The sequence below is a fragment of the Mycobacterium sp. URHB0044 genome (genome assembly GCF_000620625.1).
Taxonomy (GTDB): Bacteria; Actinomycetota; Actinomycetes; order Mycobacteriales; family Mycobacteriaceae; genus Mycobacterium.
This window is the reverse complement of sequence record NZ_JIAW01000023.1, coordinates 94476-113505: the sequence shown is the minus strand read 5'-3', so window position 1 is coordinate 113505 and position 19030 is coordinate 94476. Positions and strand designations below refer to the sequence as shown.

At 67.5% G+C, this 19030-nt stretch carries 18 protein-coding genes; 8 read left to right on the top strand and 10 right to left on the bottom strand.

Annotated elements, in window-relative coordinates; all coding sequences use genetic code 11:
* Positions 1-48 precede the first annotated feature (48 nt).
* Entirely contained in the window at positions 49-1248 is a 1200-nt protein-coding gene (locus N536_RS39980) for an IS30 family transposase (RefSeq protein ID WP_029117133.1), read from the top strand.
* A 278-nt stretch (positions 1249-1526) separates the two neighbouring features.
* Here the strand turns inward: N536_RS39980 and N536_RS0131395 are convergent, their stop codons facing one another.
* The 4 genes from N536_RS0131395 to treS all read right to left on the bottom strand — a co-directional run bounded on the left by N536_RS0131395 (position 1527) and on the right by treS (position 7216).
* Entirely contained in the window at positions 1527-3458 is a 1932-nt protein-coding gene (locus tag N536_RS0131395; protein WP_029117240.1) for a glycosyltransferase family 39 protein, read from the bottom strand.
* 19 nt (positions 3459-3477) lie between these two features.
* The gene (locus tag N536_RS0131390; RefSeq protein WP_029117239.1) at positions 3478-4002 is read right to left on the bottom strand and encodes a YkgB family protein; all 525 of its coding nucleotides are present in this window, start codon (positions 4000-4002) and stop codon (positions 3478-3480) included.
* A gap of 71 nt (positions 4003-4073) precedes the next feature.
* A complete protein-coding gene (locus tag N536_RS0131385) occupies positions 4074-5420 on the bottom strand; it encodes a phosphotransferase (protein ID WP_029117238.1) in 1347 nt (448 codons plus the stop codon).
* The gene (gene treS, locus N536_RS0131380; protein ID WP_029117237.1) at positions 5417-7216 is read right to left on the bottom strand and encodes a maltose alpha-D-glucosyltransferase; all 1800 of its coding nucleotides are present in this window, start codon (positions 7214-7216) and stop codon (positions 5417-5419) included. Before treS ends, N536_RS0131385 begins: the two co-directional genes overlap by 4 nt.
* 287 nt (positions 7217-7503) lie before the next feature.
* Between treS and N536_RS0131375 the strand changes: the two genes are divergently transcribed.
* Complete coding sequence (locus N536_RS0131375) at positions 7504-7893, top strand: hypothetical protein (RefSeq protein ID WP_029117236.1); 390 nt, start codon at positions 7504-7506, stop codon at positions 7891-7893.
* Between the two features lie 13 nt (positions 7894-7906).
* Here N536_RS0131375 and N536_RS0131370 read toward each other — a convergent pair whose 3' ends face one another.
* Both N536_RS0131370 and N536_RS39975 read right to left on the bottom strand, forming a co-directional pair.
* Entirely contained in the window at positions 7907-8419 is a 513-nt protein-coding gene (locus N536_RS0131370; protein WP_029117235.1) for a hypothetical protein, read from the bottom strand.
* Positions 8420-8450: 31 nt separating this feature from the next.
* Positions 8451-9611, bottom strand: coding sequence for a hypothetical protein (locus tag N536_RS39975; RefSeq protein ID WP_155948817.1), 1161 nt, complete (start codon positions 9609-9611; stop codon positions 8451-8453).
* Between the two features lie 147 nt (positions 9612-9758).
* Here N536_RS39975 and N536_RS0131360 point away from each other — a divergent pair, with 147 nt between their 5' ends.
* Positions 9759-10559 carry a HugZ family protein gene (locus N536_RS0131360; protein WP_029117234.1) on the top strand — a complete coding sequence of 267 codons (801 nt, stop codon included), beginning with the start codon at positions 9759-9761 and terminating at the stop codon, positions 10557-10559.
* A 42-nt stretch (positions 10560-10601) separates the two neighbouring features.
* Positions 10602-11171, top strand: coding sequence for an orotate phosphoribosyltransferase (pyrE, locus tag N536_RS0131355; RefSeq protein ID WP_029117233.1), 570 nt, complete (start codon positions 10602-10604; stop codon positions 11169-11171).
* On the opposite strand, the gene N536_RS0131350 is transcribed toward pyrE, so the two are convergent.
* From N536_RS0131350 to N536_RS0131335, 4 genes are read right to left on the bottom strand one after another with little or no spacing between them, the layout of a single operon-like run.
* A complete protein-coding gene (locus tag N536_RS0131350) occupies positions 11159-12208 on the bottom strand; it encodes an ABC transporter ATP-binding protein (RefSeq protein ID WP_029117232.1) in 1050 nt (349 codons plus the stop codon). The two genes, pyrE and N536_RS0131350, sit on opposite strands and share 13 nt — an antisense overlap.
* Positions 12205-12984, bottom strand: coding sequence for an ABC transporter permease (locus N536_RS0131345; RefSeq protein WP_036438285.1), 780 nt, complete (start codon positions 12982-12984; stop codon positions 12205-12207). The genes N536_RS0131350 and N536_RS0131345 overlap by 4 nt, the downstream gene beginning before the upstream one ends.
* Positions 12981-13832 (bottom strand): ABC transporter permease subunit, encoded by an 852-nt coding sequence (locus N536_RS0131340; RefSeq protein WP_029117230.1) that lies wholly within the window; start codon positions 13830-13832, stop codon positions 12981-12983. The genes N536_RS0131345 and N536_RS0131340 overlap by 4 nt, the downstream gene beginning before the upstream one ends.
* Positions 13829-14956: an ABC transporter substrate-binding protein gene (locus N536_RS0131335; RefSeq protein ID WP_029117229.1), complete on the bottom strand. Its 1128-nt coding sequence runs from the start codon at positions 14954-14956 to the stop codon at positions 13829-13831. Before N536_RS0131335 ends, N536_RS0131340 begins: the two co-directional genes overlap by 4 nt.
* Before the next feature lie 222 nt (positions 14957-15178).
* On the opposite strand from N536_RS0131335, the gene N536_RS39970 reads away from it, so the two are divergent.
* The 4 genes from N536_RS39970 to N536_RS0131315 all read left to right on the top strand — a co-directional run bounded on the left by N536_RS39970 (position 15179) and on the right by N536_RS0131315 (position 19028).
* Complete coding sequence (locus tag N536_RS39970; RefSeq protein ID WP_036438256.1) at positions 15179-15829, top strand: hypothetical protein; 651 nt, start codon at positions 15179-15181, stop codon at positions 15827-15829.
* Positions 15826-16275 (top strand): TIGR03668 family PPOX class F420-dependent oxidoreductase, encoded by a 450-nt coding sequence (locus tag N536_RS0131325; protein ID WP_029117228.1) that lies wholly within the window; start codon positions 15826-15828, stop codon positions 16273-16275. Before N536_RS39970 ends, N536_RS0131325 begins: the two co-directional genes overlap by 4 nt.
* 247 nt (positions 16276-16522) lie before the next feature.
* Positions 16523-16822 carry a hypothetical protein gene (locus N536_RS0131320; RefSeq protein WP_029117227.1) on the top strand — a complete coding sequence of 100 codons (300 nt, stop codon included), beginning with the start codon at positions 16523-16525 and terminating at the stop codon, positions 16820-16822.
* A gap of 115 nt (positions 16823-16937) precedes the next feature.
* The gene (locus N536_RS0131315) at positions 16938-19028 is read left to right on the top strand and encodes an elongation factor G-like protein EF-G2 (RefSeq protein ID WP_029117226.1); all 2091 of its coding nucleotides are present in this window, start codon (positions 16938-16940) and stop codon (positions 19026-19028) included.
* Positions 19029-19030 lie beyond the last annotated feature (2 nt).

Here is a 19030-nt window from a genome sequence, read left to right as displayed (position 1 = left end):
GGCAGATTCATACGGTCAGTGCAACATCCCTGGTAGCTGGAGGTTGCTGTGCCGTGTGGTTATCCGTTTTCGCGTTCTGTCCGTCGGGAGCTGTTCGATCGGGTGTGCGGGGGTGAGTCGGTTCGGGATGCAGCCGCGGGTGTGGGCGTGTCGTACAACACGGCGGGGTTGTGGTGGCGTGACGCTGGAGCGATGCGTCTTGGACGAAACAGCAAGAGTGCGACGGGTCTGCTCGAGCCCGGTGACCTGAATGGGCCGGGTGGGCGGGGCCACCGGCTCAACTTCGATGAACGCATCGAGATCATGCGCGGGCTCGACGCCAAACTCTCCTACGCCGAGATCGGCCGTCAGATCGGCCGTGACCGGGCCGTCATCTGGCGGGAAGTCGACCGAAACCGCAACCCCGACGGGGACTACCACGCCGGGATGGCCCACGCCCGGGCCACGCAGAAAGCCAAGCGCCCCAAGGAGTTCACGCTCAACGATCCGGTGTTATGCGCCCAGATCGAATCCTGGATGGATGACGGGTGGAGCCCGGGGCTGATCGCCGAGGTGTTGGCTCGAGATCACCCCGATGACAAGCTGGCACGGGTGAGCCACGAAACCATCTACAAGTGCCTCTACGTGCAGACCCGTGGCCAGCTGCGTGCCGATCTGCACAAGTGCCTGTCGACCAAGCGGTCCGCGCGAAAGACCCAGGGCCGGGCGGAGCGACGCGGCAAGTTCAATGACGTGTTCACCATCAGCGACCGCCCCGCCGAGGCCGCCGACCGCGCCGTGCCAGGGCATTGGGAGGGCGATTTGATTCTGGGCACCGGATGCACCAGTGCGATCGGCACACTGGTCGAGCGCAGCACCCGGTTCACCATCCTGTTGCACCTACCCACCGACCACACCGCCGACTCGGTGGCCGCCGCGATGATCGAGGCGATGAGCGAGTTGCCGGCCCATCTGCGTCGCACGATCACCTGGGACCGGGGAAGTGAGATGGCCAACTGGCGTGACATCAACCTGCAGCTACAGGCGCCGGTCTACTTCTGCGATCCCCACTCACCTTGGCAACGAGGTACCAACGAGAACACCAATCGACTGCTTCGATTCTGGTTCGAAAAGAGCACCGACCTGCGCGTGCACACCAAAGCCGACCTCAAACGCATCCAAGACAAACTCAACACACGGCCCCGACCGACTCTCGACCTGGACACCCCCGCCGACCGACTCGCCGCCCTCCTCGCCCCAGCCGCTTAGCCAGGAATGCCGAATGTTGTCGTAACCGCTTGACATTGAGGGGCTCAAATCTCGTCAGGCTCACAGTCGCGACGTCACCCCATGCTCACTCGCATTCGCTACGAGCGATGAGGGGGCTGCACATGACGGCACCCCGTTTGCCCGCCTACGAGCGACTTTTCGATGGCCGGCGCGCGAAAGTCGCTCGTAGGTGGGCAATTTCACTACCGCTCTGCCCAGGCTTCGGGGTGCCGGCTCCGCGAGCTGCACGACGGCGCCGCTCGCTCACTTCGGCTCACTCACTTCGGTGCGGACAGGTCGTACACCGTCGCGCTGCCCACCTGCTCCGCCCGGAACGTGTGAGCCACCCACGCCGCGATGTCGGCGTGTCCACGACCGTTCCACTGCGGGCCGCGGCCGCGGTTGTTCGAGGCGACGTAGTACGCGACCCGGTGGTGGGCGACGTCGTCCTGGAACTGCGCGAGCGTCGGCGTCGGGTCCGTCCCGGAGAAGCCGCCGATCGCCATCACCGCTGTGTTGGTGGACAATTCGAGCCCCGCGGCGCTCGACGACCGGTCGATGGCAGCCGACCACGGCGTGCGGGTGGCCTCCAGCATCGCATCGAGTTCCGGGCTGTCGACGCCCTTGCCGCCCCACATTCCCATGCTGCGCCCACCCGCCCGCGCCGGTCCCACCGACGGGCCGCCGCCCTCGTGCGCCACCCCGACCGTGGCAACGGCGTACGCCGCGGGGCCGGCCAGCGCGCCTGCCACCGCCACGCCAACCAACGCCATCACCACACCGCGCCGCGGCATGGCCGCCCACACTCCGAGCAGCGCCAGTGACGCCACGACGGTCAGCACCAGCACCGCCCACTTCAGGCCGGGCAACCAGTCGGCGTTGCGTTCCAGCACCCACCAGCTCCACAACCCCGTCCCCAGCAGCGTCGTCGCGAGACCGATTCGGCACCACCATGATTCACGCCGTGCCCACATCTGGCCGACGCCGATTGCGAACATCGCCGCGACGGCGGGCGCGATGGACAGGCTGTAATACGGATGGATCATGCCCTGCATGTAGCTGAGCACCACCCCGTCGACCAGGATCCAGCCGCCGAACAAGATGGCGGCCGCCCGCACGGGATCGGTGCGCGGCGCGCGGCCGCGGGCCACCAGCACCAGGACGGTCGCCAGCACGGCGGCGGGGATCAGCCAGCCGATCTCGAAGCCGAATTCGCCGGAGAACAACCGCGTCCAGCCCCGCGACTGGCTGCCGAATCCACCACCGGCGAACGCTCCACCGGACCGGACGCCGACGTGCACCGGGCTGCCCGCCAGCGTGCCAAGCTCCGACGGCGGCGGCGTGAACGCCGGATGGTTGTGGCCGAGTACCCGCGCAAAACCGTTGTAGCCCAACACCAGGTTCATGAAGTTGTTGTCGGTCGACCCCGCGATGTACGGCCGTGACGACGCCGGCCACAGCAGCGTGAGCACCACGAACCAGCCTGCCGCCACCACGAAGCCTGCCGCCGCGCCCAACAGGTGCAGCAGACGCGTGCGCATCGGCACCGCGGCGGCCACCAGGTAGGCCGCGGCGAGCGCAGGCGCCACCATGACGCCCTCGAGCATCTTGGCCAGGAACGCAAGCCCCAGCGCGACGCCCGCCAACGCCAACCACCTGGCGCCGTGGTGCTGCAGCGCGCGCACCGTGCAGTACGCCGCGGCCGTCATGAGCAACACCATCGCCGCGTCGGGATTGTTGAACCGGAACATCAGCACCGCCACCGGTGTCAGCGCCAGCGCCGCGCCCGCCAGCAGCCCGGTCCGTGGCCCGCTGATCCGCGAGACCGCGGCGTACAGCAAGCCGACGGCGGCGACGGCCATCAACGCCTGCGGGATCAGCATGCTCGCGCTGCTGAACCCGAACAGCTGGCCCGACAATCCCATCACCCACTGCGACAGCGGCGGCTTGTCGACGGTGATGAAGTTGCGCGAATCCAGCGAACCGAACAGCAGCGCTTCCCAATTCGTCGCACCGGCCTGGGCGGCCGCCGCATAGAACTGGTTGCCCATGCCGTTGATGGTGATGTCCCACAGGTAGAGCACCGCGGTGCCTGCCAGCAGCACGACGAGGCCCACCCGGTTCCACGCAGCGGTGGAGATCCGGGCGGGCGATGTCGGAATGGGCTCGGAGGCCGGCGCCGTCTCGAGGGCGTTGAACGTCGTTGTCACACCGCCCAGTGACGCATCGCTACCGTGGGCCGGCCTGTGAACCGGCCGAGAGACGGCTGCGGGTTGCTCGCAGCGCGTCGGACAGCGTCCATGCGGCCACCCCGAGAAGCGCAACGTCCTTGATCAGGAACCCGCCGGTCATCGACAACGCGGGGAACCCGCCCGCAGTCGCCTCGGTCACACCGGGCGTGGTGAACAGGAAGCTGATCGTTGCCACGAACAGCACGATCGCCAGCAGGCTGCCGAGGATCGACATGCGCGGCCACCACGGCTTGACGGCCAACAGCGCCGCGGCGGCCAGCTCGAACACACCGAGCAGCGCCGAGAACGTGGTGACCGAGAAGATGCCGTACAGCCAGTTCATCATTGGGCTCTCCGACACCAGCGGCACGATGCCGTTGGCCTCGTACTCCATGAACTTCAGTACCCCGAACCACGCCAGCACCACGACGAGGCCGTAGCGGGCTAGGGCGCCGGTGACGGCGTCGACGGTGTTGACGGTCGACGGCTGCAGGTTCGGACGAATGACGGTGTGCGTGCTCATGTCGGTCTCCCTGGTCGGAATCGAACGTGTATGTCTCTTCCGTGACCAGTGAGCGCCGATCCGTTACACGCTCAGCCGACGAGCCTGACGATCGAACCCATCGGAATGGGCAACCATCCCGGTCGGTGCCTGGCCTCGTAGCCGACCTCGTACACCGCCTTGTCCAGTTCGTAGGCGGCGAGAAGGTCGGGCTGACGAGCGGGATCGGTGCCGCCGCCCGCCGTGTATCCCTCGGCGAACGACGAGCAGTTGCGTTCCACCCATTCGCGGGCGCGTGCCGCCAGCTGCTTGTCCTGCCGCGGATCTCCCCCGCGTTCGACGAGACGTTGATAGGCGGCGTACTCATAGGACCGCAGCACGCCCGCCACGTCCCGCAATGGCGAGTCGGGCCGCCGCCGTTCGTCGAGCGGCTGCCCGGGTTCGCCCTCGAAGTCGATCAGCAGCCAGCGCTCAGGGGTGCGCAGCACCTGCCCGAGGTGCAGATCGCCGTGCACCCGTTGGACGACGATGGTCTCGTCGGCGAGCTTGCGGTACTGCTCCTCGATCGTCGTGACGTACTGCTCCAGTTCGGGAACAGCCCTCGCCACCGCGTGCAGCCGGCCCAGCAGGGCGTCCATCGGGAACGGCACGTGCGACGTGCCGAGCGCCTCGGCCAAGGTCAGGTGCACCGACGCGACCGCCTCGCCGAGCCGGTACGACTCACCCGCGAAGTCGCCGCCCACCTCGTCGGCGTACAGGTCGCCCTCGGCGAACAGGTCTCGCGTGCTGGCCAAGGCCATGTCCCAGCCCTCGGCGGAGTTGCCCGCGAACTCGGCCACCATGCCGAGTGCGTAGGGCTCACCGTCGAGGACGGCCTCGTACGAGCCGAGGAGCTGGGCGACGTGCGGGTTGCCGGCTCGCGCCAGCTCACGGCCGAGCTCGATGTCGGGGTTCACACCGGGTGTGACCCGACGGAACACCTTGAAGATCGCTGCGTCCTCGAACACCACGCTGGTGTTGCTCTGCTCGGCGCTGGATACCCGCGGCGCCGCGTCCATCGGCAGTTCCGCCTCCGGCTCCTTGAGAAACCGCAGCGGCCCGACCGACGCCGACTGGTCGATCAGCGACAGCAGTTCCTTTGCTGCGCCGGGGTCGTACAGCGCGTCGTACGCCGTCCGCTCACTTTGCTCGTCCACCACGGTGCCGATGGTCGCGACGACGTTGTACTCGTCGATGGGACCGGTGTCCCAGCGGATCAGAATCTGGTACCGCTCCGACGAGCCGTCGGTGTAGTCGACGTCGAGCAGCACGACGTCGAGATCGTCGCGCAACGGCACGACCTCGCCGGGCCTGGCGTCCGCCAATTCGCGGCTGCGCCCGGCATACCAGCGTTGCGACGGCAACCATGTCGTCCATGGAAGTTGGGCCGGCGCGTTCATCGAATTTCCTCTGACTCTCTTAGGGGCTTCCTGAGCCGAAACCAGTAGAACCCATGTCCTGGCAGCGTGAGCAGGTAGGGCAGCTGCCCGATCGGAGGAAACTCGACGTGGCCGGTCATCTCGACCGGTGTGTACCCGGTCCACTGCTGCAGATTCAGTTCGATGGGCTGCGGGAAACGAGACAGGTTGTTGACGCACACCACCGCGTCCTCGTCGCCGTTGCGCTCGAGTTCGCGCACGAAGGCCAGGACCGACGGATTCGAACCACCCAACTCACGGAACGTGCCGACGGCGAACGCGTCGTGACGGCGGCGGACGGCCAGCATGGTGCGCGTCCAGTTGAGCAGCGACGTCGAACTGTCGCGTTGCGCCTCGACGTTGACGGACTGATAGCCGTAGATCGGATCCATGTTCGGCGGTAAGTACAGCCGCCCCGGATTGGCCGTCGAGAAGCCGGCGTTCCGGTCGGGCGTCCACTGCATGGGCGTGCGGACGCCGTCGCGGTCGCCGAGCCAGATGATGTCGCCCATGCCGATCTCGTCGCCGTAGTACAGCACCGGCGAACCGGGCAGTGACAGCAGCAGCGCGGTGAACAGTTCGATCTGGTTGCGGTCGTTCTCCAGCAGCGGTGCGAGCCGCCTGCGGATGCCGACGTTCGCCTTCATCCGGGGATCCTTGGCGTACTCGGCGTACATGTAGTCGCGCTCTTCGTCGGAGACCATCTCGAGTGTCAACTCGTCGTGGTTGCGCAGGAAGATGCCCCAGTGCGCCATCTCGGGGATCGGTGGCGTCTGCGCCAGGATCTCCGAGATGGGGAACCGCGACTCGCGCCGGACCGCCATGAAGATGCGGGGCATCAGCGGGAAGTGGAACGCCATGTGGCACTCGTCGCCGCCGGTGCTCGGGTCGCCGAAGTACTCGACCACGTCGGCGGGCCACTGGTTGGCCTCGGCCAGCAGCACCCGCCCGGGGAACTCGTCGTCGATCACCTTGCGGCAGTGCTTCAGGAACGCGTGCGTCTCCGGCAGGTTCTCGCAGTTGGTGCCCTCCCGCTCGAACAGGTACGGCACCGCGTCGAGGCGGAACCCGTCGATGCCCAGGTCGAGCCAGAAGCGCAGGACGTCGAGCATGGCTTCCTGCACGGCCGGATTGTCGTAGTTGAGGTCGGGCTGATGCGAGAAGAACCGGTGCCAGTAGAACTGCCGTCGCACCGGGTCGTACGTCCAGTTCGACTCTTCGGTGTCGACGAAGATGATCCGTGCTCCGGCGTACTTCTCGCTGGTGTCGCTCCACACGTAGAAGTCGCCGTACGGTCCGTCGGGGTCGCGGCGGGACTCCTGGAACCAGGCGTGCGAGTCCGACGTGTGGTTCATGACGAGGTCGGTGATGACCCGGATGCCGCGCCGGTGCGCCGCGTCGAGCAGCGTGACGAAGTCGTCGACCGTGCCGAACTCCGGGAGCACCTTGTAGAAGTCGCGGATGTCGTAGCCGCCGTCGCGCAGCGGCGAATCGTAGAACGGCGGTAGCCAAAGACAGTCGACGCCAAGCCATTTCAAGTAGTCGAGGCGATCGGTCAAGCCCCGAAGGTCACCGGCCCCGTCCGAGTTCGAGTCGTTGAACGCGCGCACCAGCACCTCGTAGAAGACCGCATGTTTGAACCAGGTCCGATCTTCGGGCAACGTGCGAGCGTGTTCGTAGTCATCGGAGGTGGGATGTTCCACCACACCGTCCTCGACGTGGCTGCCTTCCGCCGAATCGGGGTCGGCGGCTTCCGGGACACTTCTGATGTGGTCCATACAGAGTTCAAACCTACCCACGGCGACGCTAATTGAATCACCGCATTTCGCGCGCAAACTTTCACTGCCGAGGTGTCCGGCGGCCGCGCCAAATCCGGGCAGACGTAGCGGTTGTACAAGCACCGGATACGCGTTAACGTTTCGGCGTCCTGCGTCCGTCAGACTGGCACTCGAGCCATCACTGGCGAAGTGGAAAACCGAACGAGAATCGAGTGCGCGTGGCTGATTCGGCGCCGAATGACGGCGAAGCTCCAGTAATCGTTGGTCTGTCCGATGCGGCGATGCACATGTACGCCGCCGCCATCGAGTCGCTTCCCGACCCGAGCGATCCGGAGTACCCGGGGCGCGTCGGCGTCATCCTCGCCGGGCTCCGCAAACTCCAGGGCTCGCTGTCCGATGCGGCGGGTCGCAGCCGGGTCACGCCGACGGTGATCGTCGCGCTCAGTGACGTGCGGCGCCGCTACGACGAGCTGATGGAGACGGCGGCGAACGGGCCGGGCGCCACACTCGGCCAGCGCCTGTACGTCGCGCGCGGACATGCCAAGTTGTCGACCAAGGAGGCCGGCAACGGCGTCGGCCTGCGCAGGGATCTGATCGAAGCCGTCGAGGCGGAGGAGACCCCCACCGAGGACGAGTCGGCACGGATCAAGGACCTCATCGCCGCGCTCGGCGGCTAGGACCCCGACTCCGTTACGCCGCGACGGCGGCGTCCTCGGACGGCAGGCCGCCCAGCTCGATCTGGCCGGCCACCTCGTCGCGCAACGCGCTCGCCGAGGCCAGACCGTCCGCGTATCTGGTGGCGAAGTGCTTGCCCTGCCGGTTGATCTGGACCGGCCAGCGTGCCACTCCCAGCAATCTGAGGAGCAGCACCACCGGCATCGCGAGGAGTTCGAGTACCAATTCCGCGAGCGACAGCACGACGAACAGCACGATGGCCGCCGAGTACATCAGGATCTTGCCGACGCCGAGCAGGACCCACACGAGGCCGGCCAGGACGATCAGCAGCACCTTCAACACGACGTTTCGCGGTAGGCCGGAGTCGGCCGATTCCTCATCGGCGGGGGCATCGGGCGCCGGTTCCGCCGGTTCGCTCGGTGAATTGCTCAGCGTCTCGCGGAACGACAACAACCGGTGCCACGCGTACCACCGTCGCCGTACGTTCCACCGAATCCCCGCCGGATCCACGACCTCTCGCGCCGCCATCGACGAAAGTTACCACCGCAGCAGCAAACATCTACTGCAGGAAGCGGTCGGCCCCCGCGCGAAGGTAACGGCCGGAGTTGGCCTGCCGGTAACCCAGCACGCCGCCGCTCGCAGTGATCGCCAGCAGTCCGGCGAGCCCGGGCAACGCGACGACGGCGATCTCCCCGGCCCTGGCGGTGCGCAGGGTTTGCGTGAACCCCTGGCGGTACGCCGTGTTGACCGTCGGCGTCGTCGTGGAGCGCGGGGTGGCCTCACCGGCCTGCACCGACCCCTGCGTGACGGAGCCACGTCCCGCCACCGCGCGCACACCGGCAGTTCCGACGCCGAGCACCCGAGGTGACGCCGCACCCGCGGGAACGGTCTCGGCGACGGGACGCGGCGGGCCCGGCCGCACCACGGGGAAGGCCGTCGGCGCCTGCAGCACCGGCAGGTCCGCCACGTGCTCGAACATCGGTTGGACGGCGCCACTACCGCCACCGCCGGAGGAGTCGACGACGGGCTCTTCCTCCATGGTCCGCAAAGTCGGCTTCGGCGGGGGCGGCGGGAACGGGTTGAAGGGCGCGTAGGCCTCGGCCCACAGCGAATTCAAACTGGCGAACGTGTCCTGCACCGACGAGAAGGCGGATTCGGGATCACTGAGATTGATGGAGAACGTCCGCTCGGTCGTCCAGGGAATGGTGAAGAGCGGAATCGCGAGGTGCGCCGGGCCAATGGTCAACTCGGCACTGCTTCCCACCGACCGCTGCGCCGGTCGCTCCGGCTTCTTCTCGGGGATCTCGGGCTCGATGACGGGCACCTCGGGCTCGATCACCTCGGTACCGGTGCCCTCCTCCGTCGTCTCGACGGGCGGATCGGGCTTCACTTCCGGCTCGAGCTCGGGCTTGGTCCGGTCCGGCGTCTTGCTGCCGGGCTTCGTGGTCGGCTCGCCTGGAGCCCTTCCGTTTCCGAAGATGCTGAGCGGCCGCTGCAGCGCCTCGCGCAGTTGACTGAGCGGATCGGTGGGTGCGACGGGCGTTGCCACCGTCGTCGGAGGTTCGCTGACGGTGCCCGTCTCGGTGCCGGTTCCGGGATCGCCGGAGTTGCCAGAATCGTCAGGCTCGGCATATGCGATGCCCGCCGCGGCACCGCTCAAAACCAGCGTCGCCGAAAGCGCGCCGATGAATATCGCCAAGCGTCTGACCGGGGCGGGCACAACCTCTCGTTTCTCGAAAACAAAAACGCCGAAAAGCGTTTGGCCATTGTGACATAAGAAACTACGACTCCGTAAATGAATGGTTGCTCGAAAAGAATTGACCACGGAGAAAAGAATGGTTGCCCGGTGCGCGTGTAGGGTGCCGACGTGGCTTCCCGCGACCACGGTGACCCCGGTGACGCCCCCTCGGTCCCGCCCCCACTGCACCCTCCCGTCGATGCCGTGCGCCCATCGGCCGCCGAGGAAGCCCGCACCATCGCGGCGTCCACGAACGTCGGCACGCTCGCGTCGTTGACGGCGGACGGAGACCCGTGGGCCTCGTTCGTGACGTACGGGCTGCTCGGTGGCGCGCCGGTGCTGTGCGTGTCCAACCTCGCCGAGCACGGTCGCAACCTGTCAGGCGATCAGCGGGCCAGCCTGTCGGTCGTGGCGCCTGCGACCGAAGGCGACCCACTCGCCAACGGGCGCATCACGCTGGCCGGCGTGGTCGCGAAACCGTCCGGCGACGAGCACGCCGCGGCACGCCAGGCACATCTGGACGCCGTGCCCGCCGCCAAGTACTACGTCGACTACGCCGACTTCACGCTCTGGGTGCTGCGCGTGCAGCGGGTGCGCTGGGTCGGCGGCTACGGCCGCATGGACTCCGCGACCGCAGAGGATTACGCGGCGGCCCAACCCGATCCGGTCAAGCCCAGCGCCGCGGGCGCCGTCGGGCACCTCAATGCCGACCACGCGGCGGCGCTCACCGCGATGGCCCGCACGCTCGGCGGCTACCCCGACACGCAGCACGCCACCTGCACCGGCGCCGACCGGTACGGGCTCGATCTACGGGTGACCACCGACCGGGGAGTGGCGTACACCCGGATCGGCTACGGAGCACCGATCGACTCGATCGACGAATTGCGCGCCGCCACAGTCGAATTGGCGCGCCGCGCCCGGCAGGACTGACCGCTTCCCTCCCGTCCGCCCCCGGGCCGATACCATCGCCGTATGCCCGAGCGCCCCGAATCCTGGCAAGCCGCCTTCGACTTGATCCGCACCCGCGGCCACGAGCGGCGCGACGAGCCGTTCAAGCTCGTCAGCGGTCAGCTGAGTCACGACTACATCGACGGCAAGTACGCCGTCGACACCGGCGAGCGGTTGACGACCGTCAGCCGGGCCGTCGCAGACCTCGCCGCACGGTCCGGCATCGAGTTCGACGCCGTCGGCGGGCTGACCATGGGGGCCGATCCGCTGGCCCACGGCGTCGCGATGGTGACCGGCAAGGCGTGGTTCTCGGTGCGCAAGGAGCAGAAGCAGCGCGGCAGGGAGCAGTGGATCGAGGGCACCCGGCTCGAACCCGGCACCCGCGTCCTGCTCGTCGACGACGTGATCAGCACGGGCGGTTCCACCGAGTTGGCCCTCGAGCGGGTGACCGCCGTCGGCGCCGTCGTCACCGGCGTGATCCCGATGGTGGACCGTGGCGACGTCGCCGCCAAGCGCTTCGCCGCCCGCAACGTGCCGTTCGCGGCGCTGGTCACGTACAAGGATCTCGGCATCGATCCGGTTCAGGACGTCTGAGCAGGCACCACCAGAAGCGTCGTCGGCTCCACTCCCACGGTGACCGGCGAACCCGGCTCGAACGTGCGGGCCAACGCGCTTGGCAGCTGAGCGTCGATGACGGCACCGTCGGGCAGCGCGACGTACACCCGCGAGATCGGCCCGAGGAATGCCACCGACTTCACCGTCGACGTGCCCGCGGGATCGGTGGTCACCGTCACCGACTCCGGCCGCACCAGCGCGGTGCCCGTACCCGAGGCGATCGAACCGGCCAGCGTCGGCACCGACGTGCCGAGCACATGCGCCTGGCCCGAACTTACCTCCGCGGGCACCTTGTTGTTGAGCCCGACGAATTCGGCGACGAAAGGCGTTGCGGGATCGGCATACACCTTCGCGGGAGGATCGAGTTGTTCGAGCCTGCCCTTGTTCATCACGCCGACCCGGTCGGCCACGGCCAAGGCCTCCTCCTGGTCGTGGGTGACGAACAACGTCGTCGTACCGACTTCCAGTTGCACGCGGCGGATCTCGTCGCGCAGCTGCGCACGCACCTTCGCGTCGAGCGCCGAGAGCGGCTCGTCGAGCAGCAACACACTGGGCTGAATGGCCAACGCGCGCGCCAACGCAACGCGCTGTTGCTGCCCGCCGGATAGCTCGACGGCGTACTTGTCCACGTGCTCCGAAAGGCCGACCAGCTCGAGCATCTCCGCGGCGCGCTCGGCGCGGTTGCGCTTCGCCTTGCCCCGCACCTTCAGCCCGAATTCGACGTTCTGGCGCGCCGTCAGATGTGGGAAGAGGCTGTAGGCCTGGAACACCATGCCCATGTCGCGTTTGTTCGCAGGCACGCGGGTGATGTCGCGGCCGTTCACCGACACCGTCCCCGACGTCGCCTCGTCGAGGCCGGCCAGGATCCGCAGGGCGGTGGTCTTGCCGCACCCCGAGGGGCCGAGCAGCGCGACGAACTCGCCGGGCTCCATGTGCAAGGTCAGGCCGTCGAGCGCCCGCACGGTGCCATAGACCCGGGTCAGGTCAGTCAGTTCGACCGCCACGCTGGTGGTCATAGGGGGCGCCTCCGTCGTGAAATCAATGAAAGGGCAAGCAGCAGAACGAAACCGAACAGCAGCGTGGCCAACGATGCGGCCACCGAGGTCGGCCCGTCACTCTTGCCGATTGCGACGATCTGCACCTGCAGCGTTTCGAAGCCGGATAGCGAGGCGATGGTGTATTCGCCGAGCACGACGGCCACCGAGATGAACGCGGCCGACAGGATGCCCGACCAGATGTTCGGCACCACCACGCGCAGGATGGCCGTCGTCCACCCCGCGCCGAGCGACCGGGCTGCCTCGGCCAGGGTCCGCAGGTCGATCGCCGACAGCGCGGCGTCGATCGCCCGGTAGGCGAACGGCAGCACGATGACCACGTAGACGAACGTCAGTGTCAGCGCGGACTCGCCGAGCAGGTAGGTCACCCACAGGTACACGTTCTTCAGTCCGACGACGATCACCAACGCGGGGATCGTCAACGGCAACAGGCAGAGGAACTCCACGGCGCCCTTGGCCCACGGCGCGCGCAGTCGCACCCAGATCATGGTGGGCACCAACACGATCAGCATGCCCGTCACCGTCAGGACTGCGAGCGACAGCGACGTGATGATCGCCTGATACAGCGCGTCGTCGGCGAACAGGTTCGCCCATGCGGTCAGCGTGCGGCCGCCCTTGATCAGGTTGCGGGTGGAGAAGTCGGCCATGGCGTAGAGCGGAAAGAGGAAGAACGCCCCGAACAGCACCCACAGCCCCGCCCGCGTCACCCGCGTCGACGTCGAACCGTTCGGCTTCATCGCAGCCACCTCGAGGTGCGGCGCATCAGCAGGTTGTAGGCCAACATCACCACCGCGACCACGACGATCATCTCCAATGCCAGCGCGTAGGCGAAGCCGGCCTGACCGAGCACCACCTCGCTGGTCAGTGCCGATCGGATCAGCAGCGGAAGGATCGGGCTGCCCTGGCTCACCAGCGCTGCCGCCGTCGCATAAGCCGCGAAGGCGTTGGCGAACAACAGAAGTAGCGACGCGAGGAACGCCGGGGTGAGCAGCGGGATGCCCACCTCGCGCCAGTACTGCCACGTCGACGCGCCGAGGCTGATCGCTGCCTCGCGCCACTGCGAGCGCAACCCTTCGAGCGCGGGCAGGAACACGATCACCATCAGCGGGATCTGAAAGTACGTGTACACCAGGATCAGACCCGGCAGTCCGTACAGCCAGCCGGAGCCCGCCAGGTTCGCACCGAGGTGGTCAGCCACCCACAGCGTCAGCACGCCGTTCAGTCCGATGGTGGCGAGGAACGCGAAAGCCAGTGCCACACCGCCGAACTGGGCAAGCACACTGCACAGCGAGACCACCGTGCGGCGGATCAGCGACGTCGGCGGCCTGCTGACGATCAGCCACGCTAGCAGCGCACCGAACACCGCGCCCGCCACGGCGGTGCTACCAGAAAGCAGCACGCTCTTGCTCAGCGCAGACAACGCCGTCTCGGAGAACAGCGCCTCGATGCGGTCGAGCGAGAACCGGCCGTCATCGATGAACGCGCTGACGATGACGGTGATGGTCGGGACGATCAGGAAGACGGCGACGAGGACGAAGAACGGCAGTAGGGGCAGCGCGTCCCGCAGTCGGCGGAGCAGAATCAGCCGACCGCCTTCGCCCAGTTGGCCTCGAGGTACTTGGTCGCCGCCTGGTTCTGCTCGACCGAGACGAACGTCGCGGCCCCGTCCACCGGCGGCAGCTCCTTGTAGGCGGCCTGGTCGATGGTGCCCTTGGCGACCATCGTGTCGGCCCGCACCGGACGCGCGCCACCCTTCAGGTACAGGTTCTGACCCTCGTCGCTGTAGAGGAACTCCTGCCACAGCCGGGCCGCCGCCGGGTGCGGCGCATCCTTGTTGATCGCCTGGTAGTAGTAGCCGGCCACCGCGGCGTTCGGCGGGATGACCACCTTCCACGACGGCAGCTTCTTGGTCTCGGCGACGTTGAGGTAATCCCAGTCGATCACCACCGGCGTCTGGCCGGACTCGATGGTCGCCGGCGTCGGGTCGACCGGCAGGAAGTTGCCTGCCTCCTTGAGCTTGCGGAAGAACTCGACGCCGGGCGCGATGTCGTCGGGCGAGCCACCCTGGGACACCGACACCATCATGACGCCGGAGAACGCCGCGCCGGCCTGCGTCGGGTCACCGTTCAGCGCGACCTTGCCCTTGAACTCGGGCTTCAGCAGGTCGTTCACGCCGGTGACCGCGGGCACCTTCGACGAGTCGAAACCGATCGACATGTAGCCGCCGTAGTCGTTCACCCACTTGCCGTCGGGATCCTTGAAGCTGTCCGAGATGTCGCCGAAGGTCTCCACCTTGTACGGCGCGAACAGGGCCGTGTTGGCCAGCGCGACGGACTGGCCGAGGTCGAACACGTCAGGCGCGGTGGACTTGCCCTTCTGCTGGTTGGCTGCGTTGATCTCGTCCTGGCTGGCGGCGTCGGGTTGCGTGGAGTTCACCTTAATGCCGTACTTGTCGCCGAAGGCCTTCATGATCGCGCCGTAGTTCGCCCAGTCCGGCGGCAGCGCAATGACGTTGACCGCGCCTTCCTTCTTGGCGGCCTCGACCAGTTTGTCGATGCCGCCGAAGTCGCCTGCCGAGGTCGCCTCGCTCGCCTTGACACCGGAGTCGGTGGTCGCGCCCCCGTTGTCCTTTTCCGGCGGCGCGCACGCGACGAGCCCTCCTGCGACGAGGAGGGCAAGGGCGGTCACGGCGAACCGAGAATTCTTCATTGGCGAACCTTCTAACGGGCGCAAGGCGCTGCGGTGGTGGAGGCGTGACGTCAACATGACTGAACGGGTTCGTCCGGGTGAACGAAGCCGACGTCGCGTGACCTTACCGCCGGGCTCCCGACGGCGCGGCGCGTTCAGGGCAGACACTTCCCGATAGCCGCCACGCCGCGCCGATATCCGCCCCACCGCACGTTTGCCCAGGTAGCCGCATAGCATCGGGGGGTGGCTGAAAGTGAAGCCTCGGGGGAATCCGACTACACCGGGGAATTTCGCCTGGACGACCCGGTCGACACCGACCGGTTGGCCATTCAGCTGCCCGCGGCCGACCAAGAGTCCGAGCCGGTCGGTGGCGGCTTCGACTACCTCTTCGACGAACCGGACCCTGCCGACCCGCCCGGCGACATCGTCTGGGAGGACGCACATCCGGTCGTGCCCGAGACGGTCGTCCTCGACGAGGACCGCTTCGACGCGTTCAACGCCAACACCTGGAACTTCAAGCCTGCGGCACTGCCGTGGTACCGCACCCAGGGTGCCGTGACGGCAATCGTCGCGGTCGTGGTGGCCGTGGTCGCACTGGTGGTCTCCGTGGTGCTGCTCGCGGTTCGCGGACCGGAGGACACCGACGAAGCCCCCGCCCCCGAGACGTCGTCCACCCCGACCACGGCAGCCACCACCCCGGAGGACATCAGCTCGCTGCCTCCCCCACCGCCGCCCCCACCGGAGACCTCGGCTCCGCCTCCCCCACCGCCGCCCGTGTACAACCGGCCGCGCAGTGAGCCGCGGCCGAGCAAGCAACCCGAGATCGGCGTCACCCGCACGCCGATCACCCGCTCGCCGATCAGCGTCGCCCCGCAGCCACGCCCGCACCGATGACGGGATTCGACACCGCGGGATTCGACGCCGCGGGATTCGACGCGGCGGGCTCGTTCGCAACCGCTCCGGTGGCCGTGCTCGCCACGGTCGGTCCGGACGGCGCTCCGCACGTCGTGCCGGTGGTGTTCGCGGTGGACGAGAACGCCGGGGGTGCAACGATCTACACCGCCGTCGACGCCAAGCGGAAGTCCACGCAACGGCTGCGGAGGCTGTCCAACATCGCGTCCAACCCCCGGGTGAGTTTGCTCGTCGACCACTACGACGCGGACTGGACGCAGTTGTGGTGGGTGCGCGCGGACGGACTGGCCGACATCCACACCGCGGGCGAGGCAATGGCGATCGGGTACGCGCTGCTCCGCCGCAAGTACACCCAGTACCAGCGGATCGCGCTCGACGGCCCAGTGGTGACCATCGAAGTGCAACGCTGGGCGTCCTGGCGGGCGTGAGGTTGCTGACATCGAAGCGGCTGCGCGCTGGTGGTCACACCCACCGGCGCGCGGGCGAGCACGGCCCCTAGATCAATTTCTGCCATCCGTCGATCAATTTCTGCCACCGGAATTAAACCCCTGACCTGTTGGTTTGAACTCATCGACCGGGTCGGGGGATCCCCTCTGAACGGTCGAGGAAGCATCCGAACCGCGTGTCCGGCACCACGGCTCGAGAGCGGATGAAGAGGAAGAAAGAAGTCGAAACATGAAGAAGTTCGGATTTGCCACCGTCGTCGCTAGCGGTCTCGTAGCGGCCGTCCTCGGGCTCGCAGCGCCCGCCGACGCCGCACCGAGCGGTCCGGGCAACGCACAAGACACGATCAGCAAGCTCGAATCGCAGGGCTACAACGTGATCGTGAATCACGTCGGCAGCACCCCGATCGAGCAGGCGTCGGTCATCGCCGTCCGTCCCGGACAGACCTACAGCCGCACCGACTCCGGCAACCCTGGAGACGACCTGTTGACCACGGTCACCGACAAGACCGTCTACGTCGACGTGAAGTAACACCCACCATCGAAGAGGGGCACCCGAGCGGGTGCCCCTCTTTCGTGTCTGCCGACCCTTGTGCCCTCCACCGGTTTGGGTGAAAGGTGGGATTGATCGGGGCAGAGGGGATGTCATGGCAGACAAGTCGAACAATTCCCAAGGCAACGGCGCGGTGCCCGTCGCGGACACTCCGGCCGCCATCCGCAACGTGGTGCTCGTCGGGCCATCCGGCGGCGGCAAGACCACCTTGGTCGAAGCCCTGCTCGTGGCCACCGGTGTGCTCACCCGGCCAGGATCGGTCGCCGAAGGAACCACGGTGTGCGACTGCGACGAAGCGGAGGTCGAGCAGCAGCGGTCGGTTGGCCTGGCACTGGCATCGCTGATGCATTCTGGCGTGAAGGTCAACCTGATCGACACTCCCGGCTATGCCGACTTCATCGGCGAGCTGCGTGCGGGACTGCGCGCGGCGGACTGCGCGCTGTTCGTGATCGCCGCCAACGAGGCCGTCGACGAACCGACCAGGTCGTTGTGGCTGGAGTGCAGCCGGGTCGGCATGCCTCGCGCGGTGGTGATCACGAAGCTCGACCATGCCCGCGCCGACTTCGACACTGCGGTGACAGCAGCGCGGGACGCGTTCGGCGACAAGGTCCTTCCGCTGTTCGTGCCGCGCGACGGCGGTGTGGTCGGGTTGTTGTCCGCGGCCGACGACGACGCGGTGGCCGACCAGCGCGGCACCTTGATCGAGGGCATCATCGAGGAGTCCGAGGACGAGACGCTGATGGAGCGCTACCTCGGCGGTGAGGACGTCGAGACGTCGGTACTGATCGACGACCTCGAGAAGGCCATCGCCAAGGCGTCGTTCTTTCCGGTGCTGCCGGTGTGCAGCACCACCGGCGTCGGGACGCGCGAGCTGTTGGACGTCATCGTCGACGGATTCCCCTCGCCCCCAGAGCATCCGATGCCCGAGGTGTTCACGCCGTCGGGCGCCTCGCGGCGGTCACCGGCCTGCGATCCGGCAGGCCCACTGGTCGCCGAGGTGGTGAAGACGACGTCGGACCCGTACGTGGGCAGGGTCAGCCTGGTGCGGGTGTTCTCCGGCACCGTACGGCCCGACATGACGGTTCACGTGTCGGGCCATTTTTCGTCGTTCTTCGGATCCACAACTGGCCCTTCACATGGGGATCACGACGAGGACGAACGGATCGGCGCGCTGTCGTTCCCGCTCGGCAAGCGGCAGCGCGTGGCGCCGTCGGTGGTGGCGGGCGACATCTGCGCCATCGGCAGGCTCACGCACGCCGAAACCGGCGACACGTTGTCGGACAAGGCCGAGCCGGTCGTGCTGAAACCGTGGACCATGCCGGAACCGTTGCTACCCATCGCCATCGAGCCGCATGCCAAGACCGATGAGGACAAGTTGGCCGTCGGCCTGCAACGGCTCGCCGCCGAGGACCCCACGCTGCGCATCGACCAGAATCCCGAAACGCATCAGATCGTGCTGTGGTGCATGGGCGAGGCGCATGCGAGTGTCGTGCTCGACGCGCTGGCCAAGCGCTACGGCGTCAGCGTCGACGTCGTGGAGGTGCGCATCCCGCTGCGAGAGACGTTTGGCGGCAAGGCCAAGGGCCACGGCAGGCACGTCAAGCAATCCGGCGGGCACGGCCAGTACGCGGTGTGCGACATCGAGGTCGAACCGCTTCCGCAGGGGGCCGGGTTCGAGTTCGTCGACAAGGTGGTGGGCGGCGCCGTTCCTCGCCAATTCATCCCGAGCGTCGAGAAGGGCGTCCGCGCACAGATGGAGAAGGGCGTGGGCCCCGGATATCCGGTGGTCGACATCCGAGTGACGTTGTTCGACGGCAAGTCACACAGCGTCGACTCGTCGGACTTCGCCTTCCAGATGGCGGGCGCGCTCGCGCTGCGCGAGGCGGCCGCGGCCACGACCGTGAGCCTGCTCGAGCCCGTCGACCTGGTCGCCGTGGTGATTCCGGATCACCTGGTGGGCGCGGTCATGAGTGACCTTGCTGGTCGGCGCGGCCGCGTGCTGGGTACCGCGCCGGGGGATGACGAGCGGACCGTCGTCAACGCCGAGATCCCCCAGGTCGAGCTGACCCGCTACGCGATCGACCTGCGCGCCCTGTCCCACGGCGCGGGCAACTTCACCCGCTCCTTCGTCCGGTACGAGCCCATGCCAGAATCAGCCGCCGCCAAGTTGAAGGTCGGCGCCTGAAG